Source organism: Staphylococcus sp. AtHG25 (assembly GCF_003217445.1).
In the GTDB taxonomy this organism is placed as follows: domain Bacteria; phylum Bacillota; class Bacilli; order Staphylococcales; family Staphylococcaceae; genus Staphylococcus; species Staphylococcus haemolyticus.
This window is the reverse complement of sequence record NZ_QJSN01000024.1, coordinates 456-23,360: the sequence shown is the minus strand read 5'-3', so window position 1 is coordinate 23,360 and position 22,905 is coordinate 456. Positions and strand designations below refer to the sequence as shown.

The 22,905-nt window shown below is 34.2% G+C and carries 24 protein-coding genes; 3 read left to right on the top strand and 21 right to left on the bottom strand.

Going from position 1 to position 22,905, the window contains the following annotated elements; translation table 11 throughout:
* Nucleotides 1-716 (top strand): transposase (locus tag BDW31_RS11685; RefSeq protein WP_142641281.1); only part of this gene is annotated, 716 nt, incomplete at its 5' end.
* Between the two features lie 59 nt (nt 717-775).
* Here the strand turns inward: BDW31_RS11685 and rplA are convergent.
* The 18 genes from rplA to BDW31_RS11595 form a co-directional block, all read right to left on the bottom strand.
* Nucleotides 776-1,471 carry a 50S ribosomal protein L1 gene (gene rplA, locus BDW31_RS11680; protein WP_011276724.1) on the bottom strand — a complete coding sequence of 232 codons (696 nt, stop codon included), beginning with the start codon at nt 1,469-1,471 and terminating at the stop codon, nt 776-778.
* Between the two features lie 224 nt (nt 1,472-1,695).
* A complete protein-coding gene (gene rplK / locus BDW31_RS11675; protein WP_001832298.1) occupies nt 1,696-2,118 on the bottom strand; it encodes a 50S ribosomal protein L11 in 423 nt (140 codons plus the stop codon).
* A gap of 187 nt (nt 2,119-2,305) precedes the next feature.
* Nucleotides 2,306-2,854 (bottom strand): transcription termination/antitermination protein NusG, encoded by a 549-nt coding sequence (gene nusG / locus BDW31_RS11670; protein WP_016931333.1) that lies wholly within the window; start codon nt 2,852-2,854, stop codon nt 2,306-2,308.
* 17 nt (nt 2,855-2,871) lie between these two features.
* A complete protein-coding gene (secE, locus tag BDW31_RS11665; RefSeq protein ID WP_011276726.1) occupies nt 2,872-3,072 on the bottom strand; it encodes a preprotein translocase subunit SecE in 201 nt (66 codons plus the stop codon).
* 61 nt (nt 3,073-3,133) lie between these two features.
* Nucleotides 3,134-3,277 (bottom strand): 50S ribosomal protein L33, encoded by a 144-nt coding sequence (gene rpmG, locus BDW31_RS11660; protein WP_016931334.1) that lies wholly within the window; start codon nt 3,275-3,277, stop codon nt 3,134-3,136.
* A gap of 95 nt (nt 3,278-3,372) precedes the next feature.
* Nucleotides 3,373-3,963 (bottom strand): sigma-70 family RNA polymerase sigma factor, encoded by a 591-nt coding sequence (locus BDW31_RS11655; protein WP_011276727.1) that lies wholly within the window; start codon nt 3,961-3,963, stop codon nt 3,373-3,375.
* A 70-nt stretch (nt 3,964-4,033) separates the two neighbouring features.
* A complete protein-coding gene (locus BDW31_RS11650; protein ID WP_011276728.1) occupies nt 4,034-4,561 on the bottom strand; it encodes an NYN domain-containing protein in 528 nt (175 codons plus the stop codon).
* Nucleotides 4,558-5,307 (bottom strand): 23S rRNA (guanosine(2251)-2'-O)-methyltransferase RlmB, encoded by a 750-nt coding sequence (rlmB, locus tag BDW31_RS11645; protein ID WP_011276729.1) that lies wholly within the window; start codon nt 5,305-5,307, stop codon nt 4,558-4,560. The genes BDW31_RS11650 and rlmB overlap by 4 nt, the downstream gene beginning before the upstream one ends.
* A gap of 8 nt (nt 5,308-5,315) precedes the next feature.
* Nucleotides 5,316-5,702, bottom strand: coding sequence for a Mini-ribonuclease 3 (locus BDW31_RS11640; protein WP_029376688.1), 387 nt, complete (start codon nt 5,700-5,702; stop codon nt 5,316-5,318).
* A gap of 1 nt (nt 5,703) precedes the next feature.
* The gene (gene cysS, locus BDW31_RS11635) at nt 5,704-7,104 is read right to left on the bottom strand and encodes a cysteine--tRNA ligase (protein WP_011276731.1); all 1,401 of its coding nucleotides are present in this window, start codon (nt 7,102-7,104) and stop codon (nt 5,704-5,706) included.
* Entirely contained in the window at nt 7,088-7,717 is a 630-nt protein-coding gene (gene cysE / locus BDW31_RS11630; RefSeq protein ID WP_172458793.1) for a serine O-acetyltransferase, read from the bottom strand. The genes cysS and cysE overlap by 17 nt, the downstream gene beginning before the upstream one ends.
* A gap of 454 nt (nt 7,718-8,171) precedes the next feature.
* Entirely contained in the window at nt 8,172-9,626 is a 1,455-nt protein-coding gene (gene gltX / locus BDW31_RS11625) for a glutamate--tRNA ligase (RefSeq protein ID WP_033079758.1), read from the bottom strand.
* 444 nt (nt 9,627-10,070) lie between these two features.
* Complete coding sequence (locus tag BDW31_RS11620) at nt 10,071-11,138, bottom strand: PIN/TRAM domain-containing protein (RefSeq protein WP_011276734.1); 1,068 nt, start codon at nt 11,136-11,138, stop codon at nt 10,071-10,073.
* Between the two features lie 25 nt (nt 11,139-11,163).
* Nucleotides 11,164-12,528, bottom strand: coding sequence for a DNA repair protein RadA (gene radA, locus BDW31_RS11615; protein ID WP_011276735.1), 1,365 nt, complete (start codon nt 12,526-12,528; stop codon nt 11,164-11,166).
* Between the two features lie 223 nt (nt 12,529-12,751).
* Nucleotides 12,752-15,226 carry an ATP-dependent Clp protease ATP-binding subunit gene (locus BDW31_RS11610; RefSeq protein WP_016931338.1) on the bottom strand — a complete coding sequence of 825 codons (2,475 nt, stop codon included), beginning with the start codon at nt 15,224-15,226 and terminating at the stop codon, nt 12,752-12,754.
* Nucleotides 15,227-15,241: 15 nt separating this feature from the next.
* The gene (locus tag BDW31_RS11605; RefSeq protein ID WP_011276737.1) at nt 15,242-16,249 is read right to left on the bottom strand and encodes a protein arginine kinase; all 1,008 of its coding nucleotides are present in this window, start codon (nt 16,247-16,249) and stop codon (nt 15,242-15,244) included.
* Nucleotides 16,242-16,805 carry a UvrB/UvrC motif-containing protein gene (locus BDW31_RS11600; protein ID WP_011276738.1) on the bottom strand — a complete coding sequence of 188 codons (564 nt, stop codon included), beginning with the start codon at nt 16,803-16,805 and terminating at the stop codon, nt 16,242-16,244. Before BDW31_RS11600 ends, BDW31_RS11605 begins: the two co-directional genes overlap by 8 nt.
* Nucleotides 16,806-16,827: 22 nt before the next feature.
* Nucleotides 16,828-17,289 (bottom strand): CtsR family transcriptional regulator, encoded by a 462-nt coding sequence (locus tag BDW31_RS11595; RefSeq protein WP_011276739.1) that lies wholly within the window; start codon nt 17,287-17,289, stop codon nt 16,828-16,830.
* 154 nt (nt 17,290-17,443) lie between these two features.
* Between BDW31_RS11595 and BDW31_RS11590 the strand changes: the two genes are divergently transcribed.
* A complete protein-coding gene (locus tag BDW31_RS11590) occupies nt 17,444-18,658 on the top strand; it encodes a NupC/NupG family nucleoside CNT transporter (RefSeq protein ID WP_011276740.1) in 1,215 nt (404 codons plus the stop codon).
* Nucleotides 18,659-18,762: 104 nt separating this feature from the next.
* On the opposite strand, the gene pdxT is transcribed toward BDW31_RS11590, so the two are convergent.
* Together pdxT and pdxS are read right to left on the bottom strand one after the other, a co-directional pair.
* A complete protein-coding gene (pdxT, locus tag BDW31_RS11585) occupies nt 18,763-19,317 on the bottom strand; it encodes a pyridoxal 5'-phosphate synthase glutaminase subunit PdxT (RefSeq protein ID WP_011276741.1) in 555 nt (184 codons plus the stop codon).
* Nucleotides 19,318-19,320: 3 nt separating this feature from the next.
* Nucleotides 19,321-20,208 (bottom strand): pyridoxal 5'-phosphate synthase lyase subunit PdxS, encoded by an 888-nt coding sequence (gene pdxS, locus BDW31_RS11580; RefSeq protein ID WP_011276742.1) that lies wholly within the window; start codon nt 20,206-20,208, stop codon nt 19,321-19,323.
* Between the two features lie 101 nt (nt 20,209-20,309).
* On the opposite strand from pdxS, the gene pdxR reads away from it, so the two are divergent.
* Complete coding sequence (gene pdxR, locus BDW31_RS11575; RefSeq protein ID WP_011276743.1) at nt 20,310-21,671, top strand: MocR-like pyridoxine biosynthesis transcription factor PdxR; 1,362 nt, start codon at nt 20,310-20,312, stop codon at nt 21,669-21,671.
* A gap of 81 nt (nt 21,672-21,752) precedes the next feature.
* On the opposite strand, the gene BDW31_RS11570 is transcribed toward pdxR, so the two are convergent.
* Nucleotides 21,753-22,109, bottom strand: a complete 357-nt coding sequence (locus BDW31_RS11570; RefSeq protein WP_016931339.1) for a DoxX family protein — start codon at nt 22,107-22,109, stop codon at nt 21,753-21,755.
* Between the last annotated feature and the right edge of the window lie 796 nt (nt 22,110-22,905).

Genomic DNA, 22,905 nt, shown 5'->3' with positions numbered 1-22,905 from the left:
TCAAAACAGTCACGATTGATATGTATGAACCATATATGTCACTAATCAAACAATTATTTCCTAACGCGAAGATTATTATTGATCGTTTTCATATTGTTCAATCTTTAAATCGAGCGTTAAATATGTCTAGAGTTCATGTAATGAATTGTTATAGAACCTCTAATAGACCGCTTTATAATAAATATAAAAGTTATTGGAAACTATTTCTTAAACCTTTTGAAACGCTAGAAGCATTTAATTATCATAAAGTCCATTTATTTAAAGAGTGGAAAACCGAAAAAGGCATTATAAATTACTTATTAGGTGTAGATGTAGAATTATTTAATACATATCACTACGTTCATGAGCTAAGAAGATTATTAAAAGAAAATCAAATAGAGAAATTTAATCATAAACTCTTTTCTATTCATCTTTCAGATGTGTGTCCTAAATTACGCCCAGTCATTAGAACTTTAAGACGATTAGCAGCTTTCATTGAAAATACTATGACATATTCTAACCTGACCAACGGTCCGTTAGAAGGAATTAATAATAAAATCAAACTCATTAAAAGGGTATCTTTTGGTTATAGAAATTATGATAATTTACGTAATCGAATTATTATAACTTCGCGACTATTTGTCTCAACAACAAAAAAAGAGATTAAACAACTTAAAGTTGCTTACTCTCAATATTTGGACTCATCAGTCCGATTTGACGTAGAGCCATATAAATAACAATAACCTGTGACATTCGAAAAGTCACAGGTTCTATAATTAAATAAGTTTACACTTAATTATAATTTGAATGATGAAGTATCAATTTTAACTCCAGGACCCATTGTTGTAGTTACAGCAACAGATTTGAAGTAAGTACCTTTAGCAGATGATGGTTTAGCTTTAGCTAATACGTCTTGTAAAGTTTTGAAGTTTTCAACTAATTTTTCATCGCTGAATGAAACTTTACCGATTGAAGCATGTACAATACCTGCTTTTTCAGCACGGTATTCAACTTTACCAGCTTTGATTTCTTCAACAGCTTTTTTTACATCCATAGTTACTGTACCAGTTTTAGGATTTGGCATTAAACCTTTAGGTCCTAATACACGACCTAATTTACCAACTTCGCCCATCATGTCTGGTGTAGCTACTACTACGTCAAAGTCGAACCAACCTTGTTGAATTTTTTGTACGTATTCAGATTCACCTACGTAATCTGCGCCTGCTTCTTCTGCTTCAGTGATTTTGTCACCTTTAGCAAATACTAATACACGTTGTGATTTACCAGTTCCGTTTGGTAATACTACTGCACCACGGATTTGTTGGTCATTTTTACGTGTATCAATTCCTAAACGGAAAGCAACTTCAACTGATGCGTCAAAGTTAGCAATGCTTGTTTCTTTAGCTAAGCTGATTGCTTCTTCAACACTATAGTGTTTAGTACGATCAACTTTATTAGCTGCTTCTTGATACTTTTTACCTTTTTTAGCCATTTATTGTTCCTCCTTTAGTGGTTTTAGCGGAATTTCCTCCCACGCTTACTTGTGCCTAACACAAGTTAAGAGCAGATAACAGATGAATGTCTAATGTTTGAGTAATCTTAAGAAAGATTACTAGTCACCCAGACTAATCATAGACAATATTGTCGTTGTCATTTCTGTTACCTGCTATCGTCTATCAGTTTATTTCAAAATTAAACTAACTTTGTATTCATTAATTATTGTACAGTGATACCCATACTACGAGCAGTACCTTCGATAATACGCATAGCCGCTTCTTCGTCTGCAGCGTTTAAGTCTTGCATTTTAGTTTGAGCAATTTCACGTACTTGATCTTTAGTTACTGTAGCAACTTTAGTTTTGTTAGGTTCACCAGAACCTTTTTCTACGCCAGCTGCTTTTTTAAGTAGTACTGGAGCCGGTGGAGTTTTAGTAATGAATGTAAATGAACGATCTTCATAAACACTGATTTCTACCGGAATGATTAAACCTGCTTGTTCTTGTGTACGTGCGTTGAATTCTTTACAGAATCCCATGATATTCACACCTGCTTGACCTAATGCTGGACCAACTGGTGGTGCTGGGTTCGCTTTACCTGCAGGAATTTGTAATTTAACTACTTTTTCTACTTTTTTAGCCACGATGTGCACCTCCTTGATATCGTGATGTGGTCACAGGGCTCAGTTTTGCCCTCCCACTCATAAACATTTCGTGACGAAATGAGCGCTATAAAAACGCGACCACATTATTTTAACACTGAACCAACTTAAAAAGCAATAGTAAAATTTCATCTTTTTTGTTGTTCAATGTTTTTCCAAAATTAATTGATTATAGTTTTTCTATTTGATCAAATTCAACTTCAACTGGTGTTTCTCTGCCGAACATATCAACTAATACAGTTAATTTAAATTTATCAGGTTCGATTTCTTGAACTTCTCCAACTTGATTAGCGAACGGTCCAGATTTAATACGAACTTGTTCTCCTACATCTAATTCTACATCGATTGTTTTTTCTTTAAGTCCCATTTGTTTTAAAATGAATCGCATTTCTTCAGGTAATAATGGGTTTGGTTTAGAACCAGCTCCAGCTGAACCAACGAATCCTGTAACACCAGGTGTGTTACGTACTACATACCAAGATTCATCAGTCATCACTAGTTCTACAAGTACATAACCAGGGAACGTTTTTTTAAGTTGCTTTTTGGCTTTACCATCTTTAACTTGTGTTTCTTCCTCCTCAGGTATGACAACTCTAAAAATCTGTTCTGTCATATTCATTGATTCTACTCTTTTTTCTAAATTCTTCTTAACTTTATTCTCATATCCAGAATACGTATGCACAGCATACCAACGCTTTGCGCCAACCTCTTCAGACATGTTGTCACTCCTTATTCTTATCTAAATAGTTCAATCAAATTCCCAATACCTATATCTAATACCCAGAAAAAGACCATAAAGAAGATTACTGTAGAAACTACAATTACAGTATATTTAAAAAGTTCTTCTTTTGTTGGCCAACTCGTTTTTTCCATTTCACTTTTAACGCCTTGGAAGAAACTGTCTTTTTCTTTGTTTGTGCCCTTATCTTTAGCCATCAAAATTACCTCCATACTCACAGTTAGTTAACCGTTAACTTTAATAGCAATACTTTCACTATTATTTAGACTCTTTATGAATCGTATGTGCATTACATCTCGAACAATATTTTTTTATTTCTAGTCTCGTTGCAGAAGTTTCTTTTTTCGGTACGTTATAATTTCTAGTACCACAAACCTCACAAATTAAAGGTACTTTTTTCAAATCAGTTCACCTTTGCTCATTTTAATACCAGTATACTATACATAAACCTAACATTAAATGTCAAACAAGCGCCGCTATGTATAAGTTAATACAACCTAATAAAGACGCTTCAATAAATAGTATTTCATTTTCATTTTACAACGTTGAATACTATTGTAAACCACTTTATCTTTAATACCTAGCTGTTTTGCAATTTCACTAGGCGTATAATCAGACATTAGTAATTCAGCTACGTTTCGCTCGAATCGACTTAATACTGTTAAACTACTCGCTAGCAATTCTCGTTTCTCTTTTATCATACAAATATCTTCAATATATTTACTTGATTGATTCAATTTGTAGTCAATAACATAGTCATTAATGATGCTATCGTGCTTATCAGTCTCAATATATTTTCTTCTCCAAAAATCATTTCGCATCGATCGTACGATACAATTCAAATAGTGTTCAAAAGGAACGTCTGTACTAAAATCAAATGTATGAAGTGCTAAATAAATCCTGATTAAAGTTTCTTGTACTAAATCTTCAATATCTTCATTTTGTATTCCATAACTTTTAAATTTTATAAAAAGTTTAGGTTGTATGTGGTTTACTATATCTATAAATAATCTATCTTGTTCGTGACTACTACGACTATTTTGGAATGCTTTAAAGGTCTTCTCTAGTTGTATAAATTGATGCGCCATAAACCTTACCTTTCAAATTAAGTTAGGCAAAGTTTATATGAAGTCATTTTCAAAAGACAAGTGGACGATTTTAATCTTTATTATGATTTCCACGTCTAATCTTTTCAAATTCTGCTAACACATCATTCGATAACGAAATACGAGTTCTCGGTTTACTTTCTGTGAAATCATCTAATGACTTACTCACTGTGATTTCATTTTCTCTTAAATCACGCCACATCTCTCTCGAAGATACACGATATGCGCCAGCACCAAATATTGCATGTTGCTCGCTCATATCACTGGTTACAACGGTAATATGTGTCGTGTGCTTGTTATATAAATTATAAACATAACGTTCTATATAGCTATCCGCAGTCTCTTTTTCTTTTGTAAATACTGTTTTCACACCATGATAAATGTATTCTCTTTCTATACCTGATTGTTCATATGCATCAAACACACATACAATTTCATCAGCTACAACAGCATTATAGTTTGCTATAGCATCTAATAATTGCTCTCGTGCTTCTTGCAAATTATCTTTTGCAATTTTACCGAGTTCTGGTGACTGTCCAATCATATTGTAGCCATCAATTATCAAATATTTATCTTTCATGCGTTATCTCCGACTTGATGACGTTTACGATATACTTCATACATCATTAAACTAGCAGCTACCGATGCATTGAGGCTATTAACATGTCCAACCATAGGTATTTTAATGTAAAAATCACATTTATCTTTCACTAATCTACTCATGCCTTGTCCTTCACTACCGATAACGATAGCTAATGGCATATCCGCCGCCATATCTCTATAGTCTGTTGCATTATCCGCTTCAGCACCTGCTACCCAGTAGCCATGTTCTTTTAATTCGTCAATTGTTTTTGCTAAATTCGTAACACGCATAACTGGAACATGTTGTATCGCACCTGTTGATGCTTTAGCAACTGTTTGCGTTAACGCTACTGAACGTCTTTTAGGAATAATAACACCATCAACACCGCTAGCATCTGCCGTTCTCAATATAGAGCCTAAGTTATGAGGATCTTCAAGGCCATCTAAAATCACTACAGTTGATAAACCTTCTTTATCCTTTTGAGATTGAATAAATTGATCGAAATCAGCATATTCATATGGTGCAATAAGTGCAGCAACACCTTGATGAGGTGCATTTGCTAAATTATCTAATTTGGATTTTGGAACTGTTTGCACAATCAATTTTTGCTCTTTAGCATTTTGTAAAATATCATTGATTTGTTGCTTTCTGATTCCCTCTTGTATCCAAATTTTATTAATTGTATGGCCAGAAACAATCGCTTCTTTAACAGCATGCCTACCGACAATAACGATATCTTCCACTGTTTTCACTACCTTTCATTGACTGTTTGAACAATCATATCAAGTAAATTTTCCAATCTTTCTTCTTGATGATCTAAATATAAATATCCAATGACTGCTTCTAAACCAGAACTTTTACGATAAGTTTGAATATCCGTATTTTTAGCCTTAGTGTGACTTTTAGCATTACGACCTCTTTTAACAATATCTAATTCTTCATCCGTGAACCAACCCATTTCAAATAATGTTTCTAAAGTTTGCGCCTGACTTTTCGCAGATACATAACTTTTCGAAACTTGATGCAATCGATTAGGCTTACTTTGTAATTTAAGAACGATATATTCTCGCACGTGCTGGTCCAACACTGCGTCACCCATGTAGGCTAGTGTTAACGGGTTTAACAATTTAATATCCATATTATCCACGTTTAAAGCGTACACCTTGTGGCGTATCCTCTAATATAATGTTTTGTTCTTTAAGCATGTCTCTTATTTCATCTGCACGTGCAAAGTCTTTATTTTTACGCGCTTCATTACGTTCTTCGATGAGCTTTTCAATATCTTCATCAAGTAACATATCTGATTTATTACCTTTTAGTGGAACTCCAAGTACATCACTAAATATCTGATAAACTTCTTTGAATCGAGAAATGACTTGAGTAGATGTATTGTTCTCTAAAACATATTTATTCGCAAGTTTAGATAAATCGTACCAAGCCGTAACAGCATTAGCAGTATTGAAATCATCATCCATTACTGTCTCAAATTGCTCTATAATAGCATCAATTTGTTCGATATATTTAGATTGGTCAACGATGTCTGTCGCGATTGTTTCACGTTCTTCTATTAATTGATAGCTATTACGAATGCGTTCTAAACCACTCTTAGCTGCATTAACAAGTTCTAGATTATAGTTAATAGGACTTCTATAATGTACGCTAATCATGAAGAATCGCAGTACGTCAGGATCTACTTCTTTTATGATGTCATGAACTAGTATAAAGTTACCTAACGATTTACTCATTTTCTCGTTATCTATATTTATAAAACCATTATGCATCCAGTAATTAGCAAATGGGGCATGATTATGCGCTTCTGATTGCGCAATTTCGTTTTCGTGATGAGGGAATTGTAAGTCAGAACCACCAGCATGAATATCAATTGTTTTGCCTAGTTCATGAAACGCCATTACTGAACATTCAATATGCCAACCTGGACGCCCTTCACCAAAAGGACTTTCCCAACTAATTTCACCTGGTTTTGCTTTTTTCCATAAAGTAAAGTCTAACGCATCTTCTTTTTGTTCCCCAGCTTCTATTCTTGCTCCTACCTTTAAATCATCTAATGACTGATGGCTTAATTTACCGTAACCTTCAAATTTGCGTGTTCTAAAGTAGACATCGCCGTCACTCTCATAGGCGTAACCTTCATCAACTAGCTCTTTAATAAAATCAATAATCTCATCCATATGATTCATTACACGTGGATTCGAAGTCGCTTTCTTAACGTTTAATGCACCAACATCTTCATAAAACGCTTTAATGTATCTATCTGCAATATCCGGTACACTCTCATTCAATTCCTTAGAACGATTTATTAATTTATCGTCTACATCTGTGAAGTTTGAAACATAAATCACTTCGTATCCTTTATATTCAAAATATCTACGTACAACATCATAATTTATGGCAGGGCGTGCATTACCAATGTGAATATAATTGTATACTGTCGGACCACAGACATACATTTTCACCTTACCTGGTTCGATAGGTTCAAATGTCTCTTTTTGACGCGTTAATGTATTATATAATGTAATCATCTTTAATCTCTCCGTTCTTCGCTTTTTCAAGTTGTTTTTCTAGTTGCTTAATTTGTTCATATAAAGGGTCAGGTAAATTACGGTGATCAAATGTTTTACCGATACGTTTACCCTCTTGTTTAACAATATGCCCCGGAATACCGACTACAGTCGTGTAACTTGGAACTGATTGTAATACCACTGAATTCGCACCAATATTCACATTCGAATCAATTTGAATATTACCTAACACTTTTGACCCAGCTGCGATTAATACATTATCGCCAATATCAGGGTGACGTTTTCCTTTTTCTTTGCCCGTACCACCCAGTGTTACACCTTGATAAATAGTCACATTATCACCAATTGTACAAGTCTCACCAATTACTACACCCATACCATGGTCTATAAATAAGCGCTTGCCAATTTTCGCGCCCGGATGTATTTCAATACCTGTAAAGAAACGTGATACTTGAGATATAATTCTCGCCAATACATAGCGTTTCTTATTATATAATTTATGTGCAATAAGGTGACTCCAAACTGCATGTAATCCAGCATATGTTGTAATAACCTCAAATGTTGTACGAGCTGCTGGGTCTTGTTCAAATACCATTTTCACATCGTCTCTCATTCTTTTTATCAAGACTGTCGCCCCCTCAGTTTTTTTAAAAGTTTAAAAATTTCCAAATTTAATAGCAAAATACTTAAATACATTCTAAATAAAATAATTAGCGCCCCTAACACTTAAGATGCTAGAGGCGCTACTGCACGGTTCCACTCTGTATTCTAGATAAATGCAAGCTAGTATGTCTATATAACTATAGGTTACTAGATTCACTTTATCATACTCATTTACTATATTTAGTTGATTATACAAAGGTGCATTCAACATCGTCTATGGCGTACTCACAGCATCCGTACACTCTCTGATATCATAGTCCAATATTTACTAATCCTTCGCCTTTAAATACTCATACCAAAATGGCTTCGCCATCTTTAACTTTATCATATTTGCTTTAATGTAAAATTTCAAGTGTTAGATATGTTAAATTAGCATCTCATTCGTGCAACTTGCCTGATGTCCTTTACACGAATTTTTTCAATCGTGAAAGTACTTTATCTTTACCTAATACTTCAATTGTATTAGGTAATTCAGGGCCGTGCATTTGACCAGTTACAGCAACACGAATAGGCATGAATAATTGTTTACCTTTAATACCTGTTTCCTTTTGTACTTCTTTAATTGTTTTCTTAATGTCAGCCGCTTCAAATGGTTCTAAAGCTTCTAATTTACCATATAAATGTGTCATCAATTCAGGAACTTGTTCTCCATTAATGACTTCTTGTTCTTCTTCTCCTAATTCAGGCATTTCATGGAAGAACATTTCAGATAAAGGTATAATTTCGCCAGCATAGCTCATTTCTTTTTGATATAGTGCCACTAATTTGCGACCCCATTCTTTATCATCTTCACTTGGAGATTCTGGTATTAAATTAGCTTTAATAAGATGAGGCAATGCAAGTTCAAATACAGTGTCAGTATCCTTTGTTTTCATATATTGGTTATTAACCCATGCTAATTTTTGTCTATCGAACATCGCTGGTGATTTAGAAAGACGTTTTTCATCAAAGATTTTAATAAATTCTTCTTTAGAAAAGATTTCTTCCTCTCCTTCTGGAGACCAACCTAATAATGTAATAAAGTTAAATAACGCTTCTGGCAAGTAACCTAAATCACGATATTGCTCAATAAATTGTAAAATTTGGCCATCACGTTTACTTAATTTTTTACGTTCTTCATTAACAATTAGCGACATATGACCAAAGCGTGGCGCTTCCCAACCAAATGCTTCATAAATCATAAGTTGTTTTGGTGTGTTAGAAACGTGATCGTCACCACGAATAACATCGGAAATTTCCATGTAATGATCATCGATAGCTACAGCAAAGTTATAGGTAGGGATGCCATCTTTTTTAACGATAACCCAATCACCTATATTGTTTGAATCGAATGAAATTTCACCTTTAACCATATCATTGAACGTATACGTTTGATCTTGAGGCACACGGAATCTAATTGATGGGCGACGACCTTCAGCTTCAAACTGTTGACGTTCTTCTTCAGTTAAATGTGCATGTTGACCACCGTAACGAGGCATTTCACCACGTGCGATTTGATCTTCACGTTCTTTTTCAAGCTCTTCTTCAGTCATGTAACATTTGTACGCTTTATCTTCGTCCAATAATTGTTGAATAAGTGGATTATAGATATCACCACGTTCTGATTGACGATAAGGTCCATAACCTTTGTCTTTATCGATTGATTCGTCCCAATCTAATCCTAACCATTTTAAGTTATCAAATTGAGATGACTCACCATCTTCAAGGTTACGTTTACTATCCGTATCTTCAATACGCACTACGAAATCACCATCATAATGCTTAGCAAATAAATAATTAAATAATGCAGTTCTTGCATTACCAATGTGTAAATATCCAGTTGGACTTGGCGCATATCTCACTCTAATACGTTCACTCATCGTATTCACTCCTATAAATATTAGTTATGTTTTAACTTCGAATTTATACGCTTTATCTAATACAGGCTACAAACTTTACACTCTAACCGAGTCGTTCTACGCCAGTAAGAAACATCTTCAAACCATTAGAAAAAAAGCTATTCTAAACTATCATTTTAGACATGTTCCCGAATAACTTTCCACTTTACATTACCCTTAGATAAAAGTTCGCATTTCTTCATTATTGTAGCACTAAATCAATACTTTGATAAGTCACTTGTTTACGCTATAGATAATCATTAATTCATACATCTACTTTATGTAAATATGTTCCATGCTTCGCTTCTTGAAAAGAGTCCCCTCCACATTTAGCGTTTCACATGAAACCTAATCACTTACAATAATTTAATTTTTTATAATTGAACGTATCTTCTTAATCTCTAAGTTTAAAGAACATATTTATCATTACTCTGAATCGTCTATTTTTTTAGCGAAAATAATACGCCCTGATGATGTTTGTAATAAACTGATGACTTCTAAATCTACATGTTTACCTACAAGTGATTTCGCATTGTCAACGACTACCATTGTGCCATCATCTAAATAGCCTACACCTTGACCAGGCTCTTTACCCATTTTAGTCAATAGAATATTAATGCGGTCACCTTGATGAACATTTGGTTTAATTGCTTCAGATAAGTCATTCACGTTTAAAGCTTTAATTCCTTGCACGTGACATACTTTATTTAAATTAAAATCGGTAGTAATCACATGCGCATGATAAGTCTGTGCTAACTTCACCAATAATTCATCTATATCACTGTGAGACTTTTGTGGATGTATCACGCGTGTAGGATACTCTAAGTCGTATAATTCATTTAATATATCCAAGCCACGTTGTCCTTTTTCACGTTTCACGCTATCATTCGCATCAGCTACAACTTGAAGTTCATTAATAACGCCTTGCGGAATAAGGATTTCACCATCTATAAAACCACATCGAATGACATCTAAAATACGTCCATCGATAATTGCACTTGTATCTAAAAGTTTAGGTACAGCACTAATATTACTTTTAGACATAGAGCGTGCCATATTTTCCGGCAAGAACATTAACATTTCGTCACGCTTTTTTAAACCAAATTGGAAACCTAAATAACATAGCAATAATGTAATAATAAGCGGTACTAGATGATTTAATATCGTATTTCCAATCATTTCTAGAATAAATGAAGCCATAACTGATATAAATAATCCAATGATAAGTCCAAGTGTTGCAAATAAAATTTCAACAGCACTGCGCTGCATAATCCAATGTTCAATGGCTTTAAAAGTCTTCGTAACTTTATTAATAAAGAAGCCAAAAATCAAGAAAAATACTACTATTCCAATTAAGCCATCTATATAATAGTTATGTAAAAATGGGTAACCATTAATATTAAAATCCTTAAGTATTTCAGGTATTAGTAAAATACCAAGTGCAGCACCTAGAATAATATATATTATGATTACAATTCCTTTTAATACGTTCATAAGTCTCACCTCTTTTTCACTATATTTACGATTTGAATGCATATTTTAAAGCGTCATGTACTGTAGACACTCCAACTACTTTAATGCCTTCAGGAAATTGCCATCCACCGATATTTGTCTGTGGAATAATAACACGTTCAAAGCCTAATTTAGCTGCTTCTTGAACACGTTGTTCAATTCGAGAAACACGTCTCACTTCACCGGTCAAACCTACTTCCCCAATATAACAATCAAGCCCATCTACTGCTTTATCTTTAAAACTTGAAGCTGTTGCTACTATAACACTTAAATCAACTGCCGGCTCTGTCAATCGTACGCCACCAGCTACTTTTATGTATGCATCTTGTTGTTGTAATAAATAGTTTTCTTTTTTCTCTAATACAGCCATTAATAAACTCAAACGATTATGATCTATACCTGTTGCCATACGTCTAGGGTTATTAAATGTTGTAGGCGTCACTAAGGCCTGAACTTCTATTAATAGAGGTCGTGTACCTTCCATAGTTGCTACAATCGTTGATCCCGGCACATTGGTAGAACGTTCCTCTAAGAACATTTCTGAAGGATTATGAACGCCTTTTAATCCGCTTTGTTTCATCTCAAAAATGCCCATTTCATTAGTAGAACCAAAACGGTTCTTAACCGCTCTCAAGATACGATAAGCATGATGCTCATCTCCCTCAAAGTACAATACTGTATCAACCATATGCTCTAATAGACGTGGTCCTGCAATTTGACCTTCTTTCGTAACATGTCCGACGATAAATGTTGCAATATTCATTTGTTTAGCAATATTCATTAAACTCTGTGTACTTTCTCTTACTTGAGACACAGAACCAGGTGCTGAACTAATTTCTGGATGATATATTGTTTGAATGGAATCCACAACTAAAATATCAGGTTGCGCTTGTTGAACTGTTTGATGTATTACTTCTAAGTCCGTTTCTGCTAGCACATTTAAATTACTCGAATCCTCATCTAGTCGATCGGCACGTAGTTTAGTTTGATTTAATGATTCTTCACCTGTAATATACAGTACATTTAATTTTTGTGACAATGATGCACAAATTTGCAGTAATAGCGTTGATTTACCGATACCAGGATCTCCACCTATTAACACTAAAGAACCACTTACAATGCCACCACCTAAAACGCGGTTGAACTCTTTTGATTCTGTCTGAACTCTCGGTGTCACTTCATTCTTGATATCATTTAATTTCTGGACTTTCGCGCTAGACGTTGATGTCTTTACGCCGTGCTTAGGATTTGAAGCTTTTTCAACAATTTCCTCCATTTGATTCCATGACCCACAATTAGGACACTTTCCCATCCATTTTGGAGATTGATAACCGCAAGCCATACACTCAAAAATCACTTTCTTTTTGGCCAAAATTGCACCCCCGATTTTTCTTTGAACAAATCTATTTTATATGTAACGTTGCACAATGACAAATGTAAACTTAAGCAATTTAGTATAAATTTGGTTCTATTTATTTTTGAGATGATTAATACTTATAATGATTAAAATTAATTCATTGAAATCATTAAAAATTAAAGCTGAGACATTCGAGTATGATATGTCTCAGCTTATATTTAACATTAATTTTATTGTATTATGCTTCAGTTTCAGTTACTTCATTGCCTTCATCTGAAATACCATTATTTTTTTCATTGATATTATATTTAAATTCATCACCATCATGGTCGATGACAACTTCTTTACCTTCAATTTGGTTACCGTCTAAGATTAATTCACTCAAGTTATCTTCAACTGTTTTTTGAATAGCTCTGATTAATGGACGGGCACCGTATTCTGGATCATAGCCTTCTTCAGCAATTTTTTCTTTTGCTTTATCAGTTACAACAATATTAATATCTTGCTCAGATAGTCGTTGTGTTAGTTTATTAACCATCATTGTAACGATTTCTTTCAATTCATCTTTAGAAAGTTTATGGAATACGATGATGTCGTCAACACGGTTTAAGAACTCTGGGCGGAATGAATTTTTCAATTCTTTCATCATAGTCTTGCGAATTGTTTCATAGTCATGACCTTCAGAACCGCCACCGAAACCAGCAAAGCGTTGATCTTGTAATTCTTGTGCACCGACATTTGAAGTCATGATAATCACTGTATTTCGGAAATCAACTTGACGTCCTTTTGTATCAGTTAAATGACCATCGTCTAGAACTTGCAATAGAATATTAAATACATCTGGATGCGCCTTTTCGATTTCATCAAATAAGATAACTGAGTATGGTTTACGTCTTACTTTCTCAGTTAATTGGCCACCTTCATCATGACCTACATAGCCTGGAGGCGCTCCAACTAAACGACTCACAGCATGTTTTTCCATAAACTCACTCATATCAACGCGAATCATTGCATCTTCTTCACCAAACATTGATTCTGCTAATGCTCTAGCTAATTCTGTTTTACCTACACCTGTAGGACCTAAGAAGATAAAACTACCGATTGGACGTTTAGGATCTTTCAATCCTGCACGAGCACGGCGTACCGCTTTACTAATAGAAGTTACAGCATCATTTTGGCCAATAACTCTATCATGTAACGTTTGTTCAAGATTTAATAATCGATCCGATTCAGTTTCATTAATTTTTGTAAGTGGTATACCTGTCCAACCTGCAATGACTTCACCAATATCTTCTTTAGATAGAGAAGTGGATTGATCACCTTGAGTTGTTTTCCACTCATTTTTGGCATCTTCATATTGTTTTTCAAGTTTAGTTTGTTTATCACGTAAATTAGCAGCATTCTCGAATTCTTGAGCATGAACTGCTGCGTCTTTTTCATTTTTTACTTTTTCAATTTCTTGCTCAATTTCTTTCAAGTTGTTAGGTGTTGTATGACTTTTCAGTCTTACTTTTGAACTTGCTTCATCAATTAAATCAATTGCTTTATCGGGTAAGAAACGATCTGATACATAACGATCACTTAATTTAGCAGCCGCTTCAAGTGCTTCATCTGAAATATTGATGCGGTGATGCGCTTCATAACGATCACGTAATCCTTTTAAAATTGCAATTGTGTCTTCAACTGTTGGTTCATCAACTTGAATAGGTTGGAAACGACGTTCTAACGCTGCATCTTTCTCGATGTTTTTACGATATTCATCTAATGTTGTCGCACCGATACATTGTAATTCACCACGTGCTAATGCTGGTTTTAATATATTTGACGCATCGATTGCGCCTTCAGCTCCACCAGCACCAACTAATGTGTGTAATTCATCAATGAATAAGATTACGTTACCAGCTTGATGAATTTCTTCCATTACCTTTTTCAAACGTTCTTCAAATTCACCACGATATTTAGTACCAGCTACAACTGTTCCCATATCAAGTGACATCACGCGTTTACCTTTAAGTGTCTCAGGTACTTCATTATTAACAATAGCTTGAGCAAGACCTTCTGCAATTGCAGTTTTACCTACACCGGGTTCACCAATTAGTACAGGATTGTTTTTAGTACGACGACTTAACACTTCAATTACACGAGTAATTTCTTTATCTCTACCAACAACTGGATCTAACGTTCCATCTTTGGCAATGACAGTTAAATCACGTGCTAATCCATCTAATGTAGGGGTATTATTTGATTTATTTGCTGTAGCATTTTTATTGCTCATTTCAGGACTACCTAGCGCTTTGACGACTTGGGCACGCGCTTTCGTAATATTTAAATCAAGATTAGCAAATACGCGAGCAGCTACGCCTTCATTTTCACGAATTAAACCTAGTAATATGTGTTCTGTACCTACAAAGTTATGGTGTAACTTTCTTGCTTCATCCATTGAAAGTTCAATTACTTTCTTGGCTCTTGGTGTATAATGCAATGTTCCTGTTTGATCTTGTCCGTGACCGATTAATTTTTCGACTTCTTCAATCACTTTATCTTCGGTTATATTAAAACTTTCTAATACTTTAGCAGCAATACCTTCTGGTTCTTTCATTAAACCTAATAACAAATGTTCTGTACCTATATTAGAATGATTTAAACGTATTGCTTCTTCTTGTGCGTGTGCTAGGACACGTTGTGCACGTTCAGTTAATCTACCAAATAGCATATATTTTTGTACCTCCTATTGAGTATATTCTCTTAATATATTTGCTCTCTTTTCATTTACAGAGATTGTTTCATCTTCATCGTTATAGATAAACGCTGATTGAATACTTACCATTAATTCATTAAATTTAAAATCACTCAATGTTAAATACCCTAAATCGATACCTAATTTCACTTCACTTAAACGATAAGAAGCTTCTTCCATTGAAATGATCCGACTATTTTGTAAAATACCCAATGACCGATAAATACGGTCTAGCGTTTCTAATTCATTGTATTGAGTCAAACGTTCACGAATTTGCATTTCTTCATTTATGATTTGTTGAACAACTTCAGTTAAATTATCTATGATTTCATCTTCAGTCTTACCAAGTGTTAATTGATTTGAGATTTGATAAATATGGCCATAGACTTGCGAGCCTTCTCCATATATACCTCGAATTGTAAAACCGAAACGATTAATTGTCTGTGCAATACGATTCATACGTTTCATAATGGATAATCCTGGCAAGTGTAACATCACACTTGCTCGCATACCTGTACCAATATTTGTTGGACACGTAGTTAAATATCCTAAATGTTCATCATAACTAATGTCTAGTGATTGATCTAACGTATCATCAATCTCACTAGCTATGTTATATAAGTCTTGTAAAGATAAATCGGTGCCCATTGCTTGTATGCGTATATGATCTTCTTCATTAATCATAATGCTTATTGATTCATCTTTATTCAATAACACTGCTGATGCGGGTTGTTTAATCAGTTCAGGACTAATTAAATGTTTTGCAACAAGTTTCATTTTGTTTTGTTGATCCATTGTATCCAAACGCATTAAATCTAAATCAGGCAATACATCTTGTACTTCATTTATAACTCTGAAGCCATCTTGTTCTGATGGAAACATGAGTGGGTGAACGTGATTTTCTAAGTTTCTAGCCAATCGAATTCTTGATGACATAACAATTGGAGATTCTTCAGTTTCCTTCATCCATTCACTGATATGAGCATTCATATCACTCATTGCGCTCCACCCCGCTCTCGTCTTTCAATGCTTTTATTTCGTCTCTAACGATAGCAGCCTCTTCAAAGTTTTGTTCATCTATTAGTACATTGAGATATTTTGTTTTTTCCTCAATTTGTTTCTTGATGGCAAGTTTCTTATGAGAAGAACGAGGCGTTTTACCTACGTGTTCAAATTGTCCACCTTGTACGCGTCTTACTATATCTACGATGTCATCTTTGAAAGTGGCATAACAATTTGCACACCCGAATTTCCCTACATGCGCAATATCTTTTAATGTCATCTTACACGTTGGACATCGCTTCTCTTCTTGAAAAGCTACTTCATGGAAATTAATACCATGTTTCGTTGCCAAATGTTGCAATATTTGTTTGACGACAAATGCTTCTTCAATATCGTCTTGAAACTGAGAATGTGGGGATGGCGTTTCATTTTGTTGCCAAGGGTTTTCACCTTGAGCACATATAGAACATACCCATTTCTCAGAAGTGCCTTCTTTACTTTTTACTGTAAGTTTAACCTCTGCTTCATTTAAATGACAGTTTTCGCAAAGCACACATAGACACCTCGCTTTTCTATTAATAAAAATTAATGATTGGTAACAAACGTTTTAAAATATTCGCTCTAATAATATCTCGAGCAACAACATCCATTTTCAAAGTCTCACGATCAACTATAACTTGAATCATTCTTGCTTCTCTTTCACTAATGAGACCTTTATCTAGCAAACCATCTAAAATATAGTAAGCTTGTTGCTGGGAAATGGATGGCCCAATGATTTGCAACAGATGATTAATATACCCCGTTGCATCTTTATTTTCAATTTTGGTGATTCGGATATAACCTCCACCACCTCGTTTACTTTCTATTTCATAACCATGTTCGTTTGTGAATCTAGTTTTAATGACATAATTTAATTGAGAAGGTACACAGTCGAACCGTTGAGCAATATTTGCTCGTTGAATTTCTACCACGTCTTCATTACTTTCTTCGAATAACTTTTTAATGTATTGTTCTATGATGTCAGACATGTTGTGCATGATTTACCACCTCTTTTGACCTTCTTTGACTATATTATATGAGCATCTTTGACCTTTTTCAACCAATTTGTTTTTTAATTTTCTAAAATTATTGATGTTACATGTAAGAATTTATTGTATTATATTAGTTAAGTAAATTTAAAGGAGTAGAATTATGCATATTCTTATTGGGATTATAGGGATAATTTTCTTTTTGGCACTTGCATTTTTGTTTAGCTCTGACAGAAAAAATATCCGCTGGCAGTATGTTGGTATTTTATTAGTTATCCAACTTGTGTTCGCGTTTATTTTATTGAAAACGACAGCAGGTATTACAGTTATTGGGGGCATTTCGGAAGGATTTAACTACTTATTACAAAAAGCTGCAGAAGGGGTTAACTTCGTGTTTGGCGGATTTAAGTTTGTAGATCCTAAAAACCCACCATTCTTCTTCAGTGTGTTACTACCAATTGTATTTATTTCAGCATTAATTGGTATCTTACAATATACTCGAATCTTACCATGGATTATTAATGTTTTAGGATTCTTAATTTCTAAAATTAATGGTATGGGACGTTTAGAATCATACAATGCAGTTGCTGCTGCAATCTTAGGTCAATCTGAAGTATTCATTTCATTGAAACAACAGTTACCTTACATACCTAAACAACGTTTGTACACATTAACAGCTTCAGCAATGTCTACAGTATCAGCGTCAATTATTGGTGCATACTTCACATTGATTGAACCTAAATATGTTGTTACAGCTGTTGTATTAAACTTATTTGGTGGTTTCATTATTGCTTCAATCATTAACCCTTATAAAGTTAATGAAGAAGACGATAAACTATTAGTAGACGAAAGCGAAACTAAAAAACAGTCATTCTTCGAAATGTTAGGAGAATACATTTTAGATGGTTTCAAAGTTGCAGTAATCGTAGGCGCAATGTTAATTGGTTATATTGCAATCATCGCATTATTAAACGGTTTAGTAAGTGGTGCATTTAGCTTATTATCAGGCGGCGCAATTAAATGGGACTTCCAAACATTAATCGGATTTGTCTTTGCACCATTAGCATTCTTAGCTGGTGTACCTTGGGAAGACGCTGTTAAATCAGGTTCCGTTATGGCAACTAAATTATTATCTAATGAATTCGTTGCAATGCAATCATTAGGTAACTTAAAAGATATATCTGAACATGCGAAAGGTGTAACGTCTGTATTCTTAGTATCATTCGCAAACTTCAGTTCAATCGGTATTATCTCAGGTGCCATTAAATCACTTAACTCTGAAAAAGGTGATGTCGTAGCGCGCTTTGGACTTAAGTTATTATTTGGTGCAACATTAGTATCATTCATTTCAGCTGCAATTGCTGGTTTCTTTATCTAATATTGAAATTAAATAACCTAGAACTTCCAATTTATAAAGAAGTTCTAGGTTATTTTTTGCAAATTGAAGACTTTTAAAACGTCCCCAAACTTGCCATTATTCATTTATTTAACCATATGATCAATAAAGTATTGCGTTACTCTGTAGTCATCTGTTAATTCCGGATGGAATGATACGCCCAAATACTTGCCTTGCTTTACTGCTACAATCTTATCGCCAACTGTGCTTAATATTTCTACGCCCTCTTCAACATTAGCGATATGAGGTGCTCTAATAAATACACCTTCAATGTCTTCAGCAATACCTTTAATATCTAACTCTGCTTCAAAACTGTCTACTTGTCTTCCAAATGAATTACGTTCAACAGTTATGTCTAATTTCTTCAAATAGCCAGTTTCACCTTCGACATCTTTCGCTAGTACGATAAGACCTGCACATGTGCCAAAAATTGGTAAATCAGATTGTTGTAACTTTTCTTTAAATCCATATAAATCCATTAATCTTCGCAATGTAGTAGATTCGCCACCTGGAAGAATTAACCCATCTATCTCATCTAATTGTTCAACCTTTTTAACTGCAATACCTTCGTGACCACTAAGTTCAATATGACGGATGTGTTCACGTACGGCACCTTGCAATGCTAATACACCAATTTTCATATATTACCAACCACGCTCTTGCATACGTTCTTCTAATGAGATTTGATTAATATCTAAACCTTTCATTGCTGTGCCTAATTCTGAAGCTAATTTGCCAATAAGCTCATAATCTTGGTAATGCGTTGTAGCTTGAACAATTGCTTTAGCAAATTTCTCAGGATCTTCAGATTTGAAAATACCTGAACCAACAAATACACCATCAGCACCTAATTCCATCATTAAAGCAGCATCTTGAGGTGTAGCAACGCCACCAGCTGCAAAGTTAACTACTGGTAAACGTCCGTGATCTTTGATTTGTTTTAAAACTTCATAAGGCGCACCAAGTTCTTTAGCATAAGTCATAATTTCATCGTCATTCATCACAACTAAGCGACTAACTTCTGAATTAACTTTTCTCATATGTCTAACTGCTTCTACAATGTTACCAGTACCAGGTTCACCTTTAGTACGTAACATTGCAGCACCTTCACCAATACGACGCGCAGCTTCACCTAAGTTACGACAACCACATACAAAAGGAACCGTGAATTGATCTTTTCTTAAATGATATTCTTCATCAGCAGGTGTTAACACTTCTGATTCATCAATATAATCTACGCCCATAGCTTCTAACACACGTGCTTCAGTAATATGACCAATACGTGCTTTCGCCATAACTGGAATTGATACAGCATTCATAACTTCTTCAACAATTTTAGGATTAGCGCTACGTGCTACCCCACCAGCTGCTCTGATGTCAGATGGTACACGTTCTAAAGCCATAACCGCAACTGCGCCAGCTTCTTCTGCAATTTTAGCTTGTTCTGCATTAACAACGTCCATAATAACGCCGCCTTTTTGCATCTCAGCCATTCCTCGTTTAACTCGATCTGATCCTACGATTTTAGACATAAAATTAACCCCTTTTCCAATTTGATTAAATTCATTTTAAGTTATAAACTGATATTTAAAAAGGTACAATTTATTTATAAAATTAGGGGTCAGTTATTAAAATGAAAAAGCAAAAACTATATATATCACTTTATGAACAATTGAAGAACCAAATTATTGAAGGTCAATACCAAGCACAAGACAAATTTCCATCGAAACGCCAGTTAAGTGAACATTTATCTCTTAGTCATACGACGATTGAGCACGCCTATCAACTACTACTTGATGAAGGTTTTATATACTCTAAACCACGTTCTGGCTATTATGTTTCCGATATTCAGTCATTACCTGTCATCAATATTAATAATCAATTTATAGAAATCGAACCTAAGACACCTGAGAGTAAACAATACAAGTATGCTTTTAATTTAGCTGAAATTGATGCAGAATACTTCCCTCTCAACCTTTTCCGAAAGTATGCAAAAGAAGCCTTTGAAGATAATGAATTAGCACTTTTAGAAAAAGGAGATATCCAAGGGGAATTAAATTTACGACAACAAATTGCCCATTATCTATTTAATAGTAGAGGGGTTTCGTGTCATCCCAATCAAATCGTCATTGGATCTTCTACAGAGCAGTTGCTAAACATGATTACAGATTTACTTAAAACATCATCTTTTATAATAGAAAAACCAAGTTATCCGCCCATAAAACATGTTTTAGATAAAAACAAGCATAATTATATACAGGCAACAGTTGAAAAAGATGGAATTAATATGATTGACATCATAAATTCTAATAACGATATTGTTTATATAACACCGTCACATCAGTTTCCTACAGGATATGTCATGAATTTAAAGAAACGAACACAGTTAATTAAATGGGCACATCAACAAAATAGCCGATATATAATTGAGGACGATTATGATTCAGAATTTAGATATTACGGTAAACCTATTCCAGCTTTACAAAGTTTAGATAAAAATGACAAAGTGATTTATATTAGTACATTTTCAAAGTCACTTTACCCGAGTTGCCGTATTGCTTATATTGTTTTACCTCAAAAATTATTACAATCTTATTTGTCAATGCCTTATAAAGAAAGCAACACAGTACCTGTTCATATCCAACAAATTATTGCTAACTTCATGTCATCTGGAAGTTTTGAGCGTCATTTAAATAAAATGAGAAAGATTTATAGAGAGAAACTAAATTATATATTAGAACGTTTGAAGCCACATGAAGATCAATTAAAAATCGAAGGTGCTTTAACAGGAATGCATTTTACAATAACTGTTGACAATGGACTTACAATGTCTCAATGCCTCCACAGTGCTGAGAAATTGAAATTAAAATTAAACGTTTACAATTATGCGGAAGAAAACGAACTACTTCCAAAATTTATTATTGGATTTGGTGGTATTCCGAATCATAAACTTAAAGAGCATACTGACGTTTTAATAAAATCATTAACTGTATAGTGAAAAAAGCACGTCCATAAGTTAAAAACTTATCGACGTGCCATCGTTTATATTAAGTAATAATTAGACATTAATAGTTTCTTAATAAAGTTCAAGTGCTTTCTTCCAATTATAAGAAATCAATACAGCTACACTCATCACCAATAGTATAATCACAAGTTCAGATGTCATATAACCTTGTGACAGATGAACAGTAAATAAAGCTCCAAGCATAATTATGATAAAGCCGGCAGCTATATAATTAGCAAATAAACCAATAATCATTAAAATGCCTCCGATGAATTCAAATAATCCTAAAATAACACCGAAGAAGGCAGGGAAACCTAAATCAGATATCATTGCCATTGGCTCTTTAAAGCCACCAAAAACTTTTTGAGCACCATGTATTGTAAATGTAATACCTAACATAAGTCTTATTAATAATAAACCAATTCTCATTGTCCGTCGTTCTCCTTTATGATATATTTATTATATTTAATATAGTAAATATACTACATGATGTTAAATGCTATTTCAACCATATTCTTAGTTCATCGACTTCAAAAGCTTACTCTTCGTAAAGCTATCACACTTTGATTTGTTGATATCTTATTAAACCTTCGGTTTTAATTTTAGGCATAAAAAAAGAGACCTTCCGGTCTCAATAATTTGCCTGGCAACGTCCTACTCTAGCGGAACGTAAATCTGCTACCACCGGCGCTAAGGAGCTTACTTTACTTCGAGACAAGCGCTCGCATCCTTCTTTATTTTCTAAAATTGCTTGCTCTTTTAGCTCAACTAAACTCGCTTCTCAATTTTCTCAATTCATCGGCTTCAAACGCTTTCTTCTCGTAAAGCTATTACACTTTGATTTGTTGATATCTTATTAAACCTTCGGTTTTAATTTTAGGCATAAAAAAAGAGACCTTTCGGTCTCAATAATTTGCCTGGCAACGTCCTACTCTAGCGGAACGTAAATCTGCTACCACCGGCGCTAAGGAGCTTACTTTACTTCGAGACAAGCACTCGCATCCTTCTTTATTTTCTAAAATTGCTTGCTCTTTTAGCTCAACTAAACTCGCTTCTCAATTTTCTCAATTCATCGGCTTCAAACGCTTTCTTCTCGTAAAGCTATTACACTTTGATTTGTTGATATCTTATTAAACCTTCGGTTTTAATTTTAGGCATAAAAAAAGAGACCTTTCGGTCTCAATAATTTGCCTGGCAACGTCCTACTCTAGCGGAACGTAAATCC

Excerpts from the sequence above, each read along its gene's own strand:
- pdxT (WP_011276741.1), bottom strand. The coding sequence starts at position 19,317 with ATGAAAATTGGTGTATTAGCATTGCAAGGTGCCGTACGTGAACACATC.
- rplA (WP_011276724.1), bottom strand. The coding sequence starts at position 1,471 with ATGGCTAAAAAAGGTAAAAAGTATCAAGAAGCAGCTAATAAAGTTGAT.
- BDW31_RS11640 (WP_029376688.1), bottom strand. The coding sequence starts at position 5,702 with ATGGATATTAAATTGTTAAACCCGTTAACACTAGCCTACATGGGTGAC.
- BDW31_RS11605 (WP_011276737.1), bottom strand. The coding sequence starts at position 16,249 with ATGAGTGATATGAATGCTCATATCAGTGAATGGATGAAGGAAACTGAA.
- BDW31_RS11595 (WP_011276739.1), bottom strand. The coding sequence starts at position 17,289 with ATGCACAACATGTCTGACATCATAGAACAATACATTAAAAAGTTATTC.
- pdxS (WP_011276742.1), bottom strand. The coding sequence starts at position 20,208 with ATGTCTAAAATCGTAGGATCAGATCGAGTTAAACGAGGAATGGCTGAG.
- BDW31_RS11610 (WP_016931338.1), bottom strand. The coding sequence starts at position 15,226 with ATGCTATTTGGTAGATTAACTGAACGTGCACAACGTGTCCTAGCACAC.
- nusG (WP_016931333.1), bottom strand. The coding sequence starts at position 2,854 with ATGTCTGAAGAGGTTGGCGCAAAGCGTTGGTATGCTGTGCATACGTAT.
- BDW31_RS11620 (WP_011276734.1), bottom strand. The coding sequence starts at position 11,138 with ATGAACGTATTAAAAGGAATTGTAATCATAATATATATTATTCTAGGT.
- pdxR (WP_011276743.1), top strand. The coding sequence starts at position 20,310 with ATGAAAAAGCAAAAACTATATATATCACTTTATGAACAATTGAAGAAC.
- gltX (WP_033079758.1), bottom strand. The coding sequence starts at position 9,626 with ATGAGTGAACGTATTAGAGTGAGATATGCGCCAAGTCCAACTGGATAT.
- BDW31_RS11655 (WP_011276727.1), bottom strand. The coding sequence starts at position 3,963 with ATGGCGCATCAATTTATACAACTAGAGAAGACCTTTAAAGCATTCCAA.
- BDW31_RS11650 (WP_011276728.1), bottom strand. The coding sequence starts at position 4,561 with ATGAAAGATAAATATTTGATAATTGATGGCTACAATATGATTGGACAG.
- BDW31_RS11570 (WP_016931339.1), bottom strand. The coding sequence starts at position 22,109 with ATGAGAATTGGTTTATTATTAATAAGACTTATGTTAGGTATTACATTT.
- cysE (WP_172458793.1), bottom strand. The coding sequence starts at position 7,717 with ATGAGAGACGATGTGAAAATGGTATTTGAACAAGACCCAGCAGCTCGT.
- cysS (WP_011276731.1), bottom strand. The coding sequence starts at position 7,104 with ATGATTACATTATATAATACATTAACGCGTCAAAAAGAGACATTTGAA.
- secE (WP_011276726.1), bottom strand. The coding sequence starts at position 3,072 with ATGGCTAAAGATAAGGGCACAAACAAAGAAAAAGACAGTTTCTTCCAA.
- BDW31_RS11590 (WP_011276740.1), top strand. The coding sequence starts at position 17,444 with ATGCATATTCTTATTGGGATTATAGGGATAATTTTCTTTTTGGCACTT.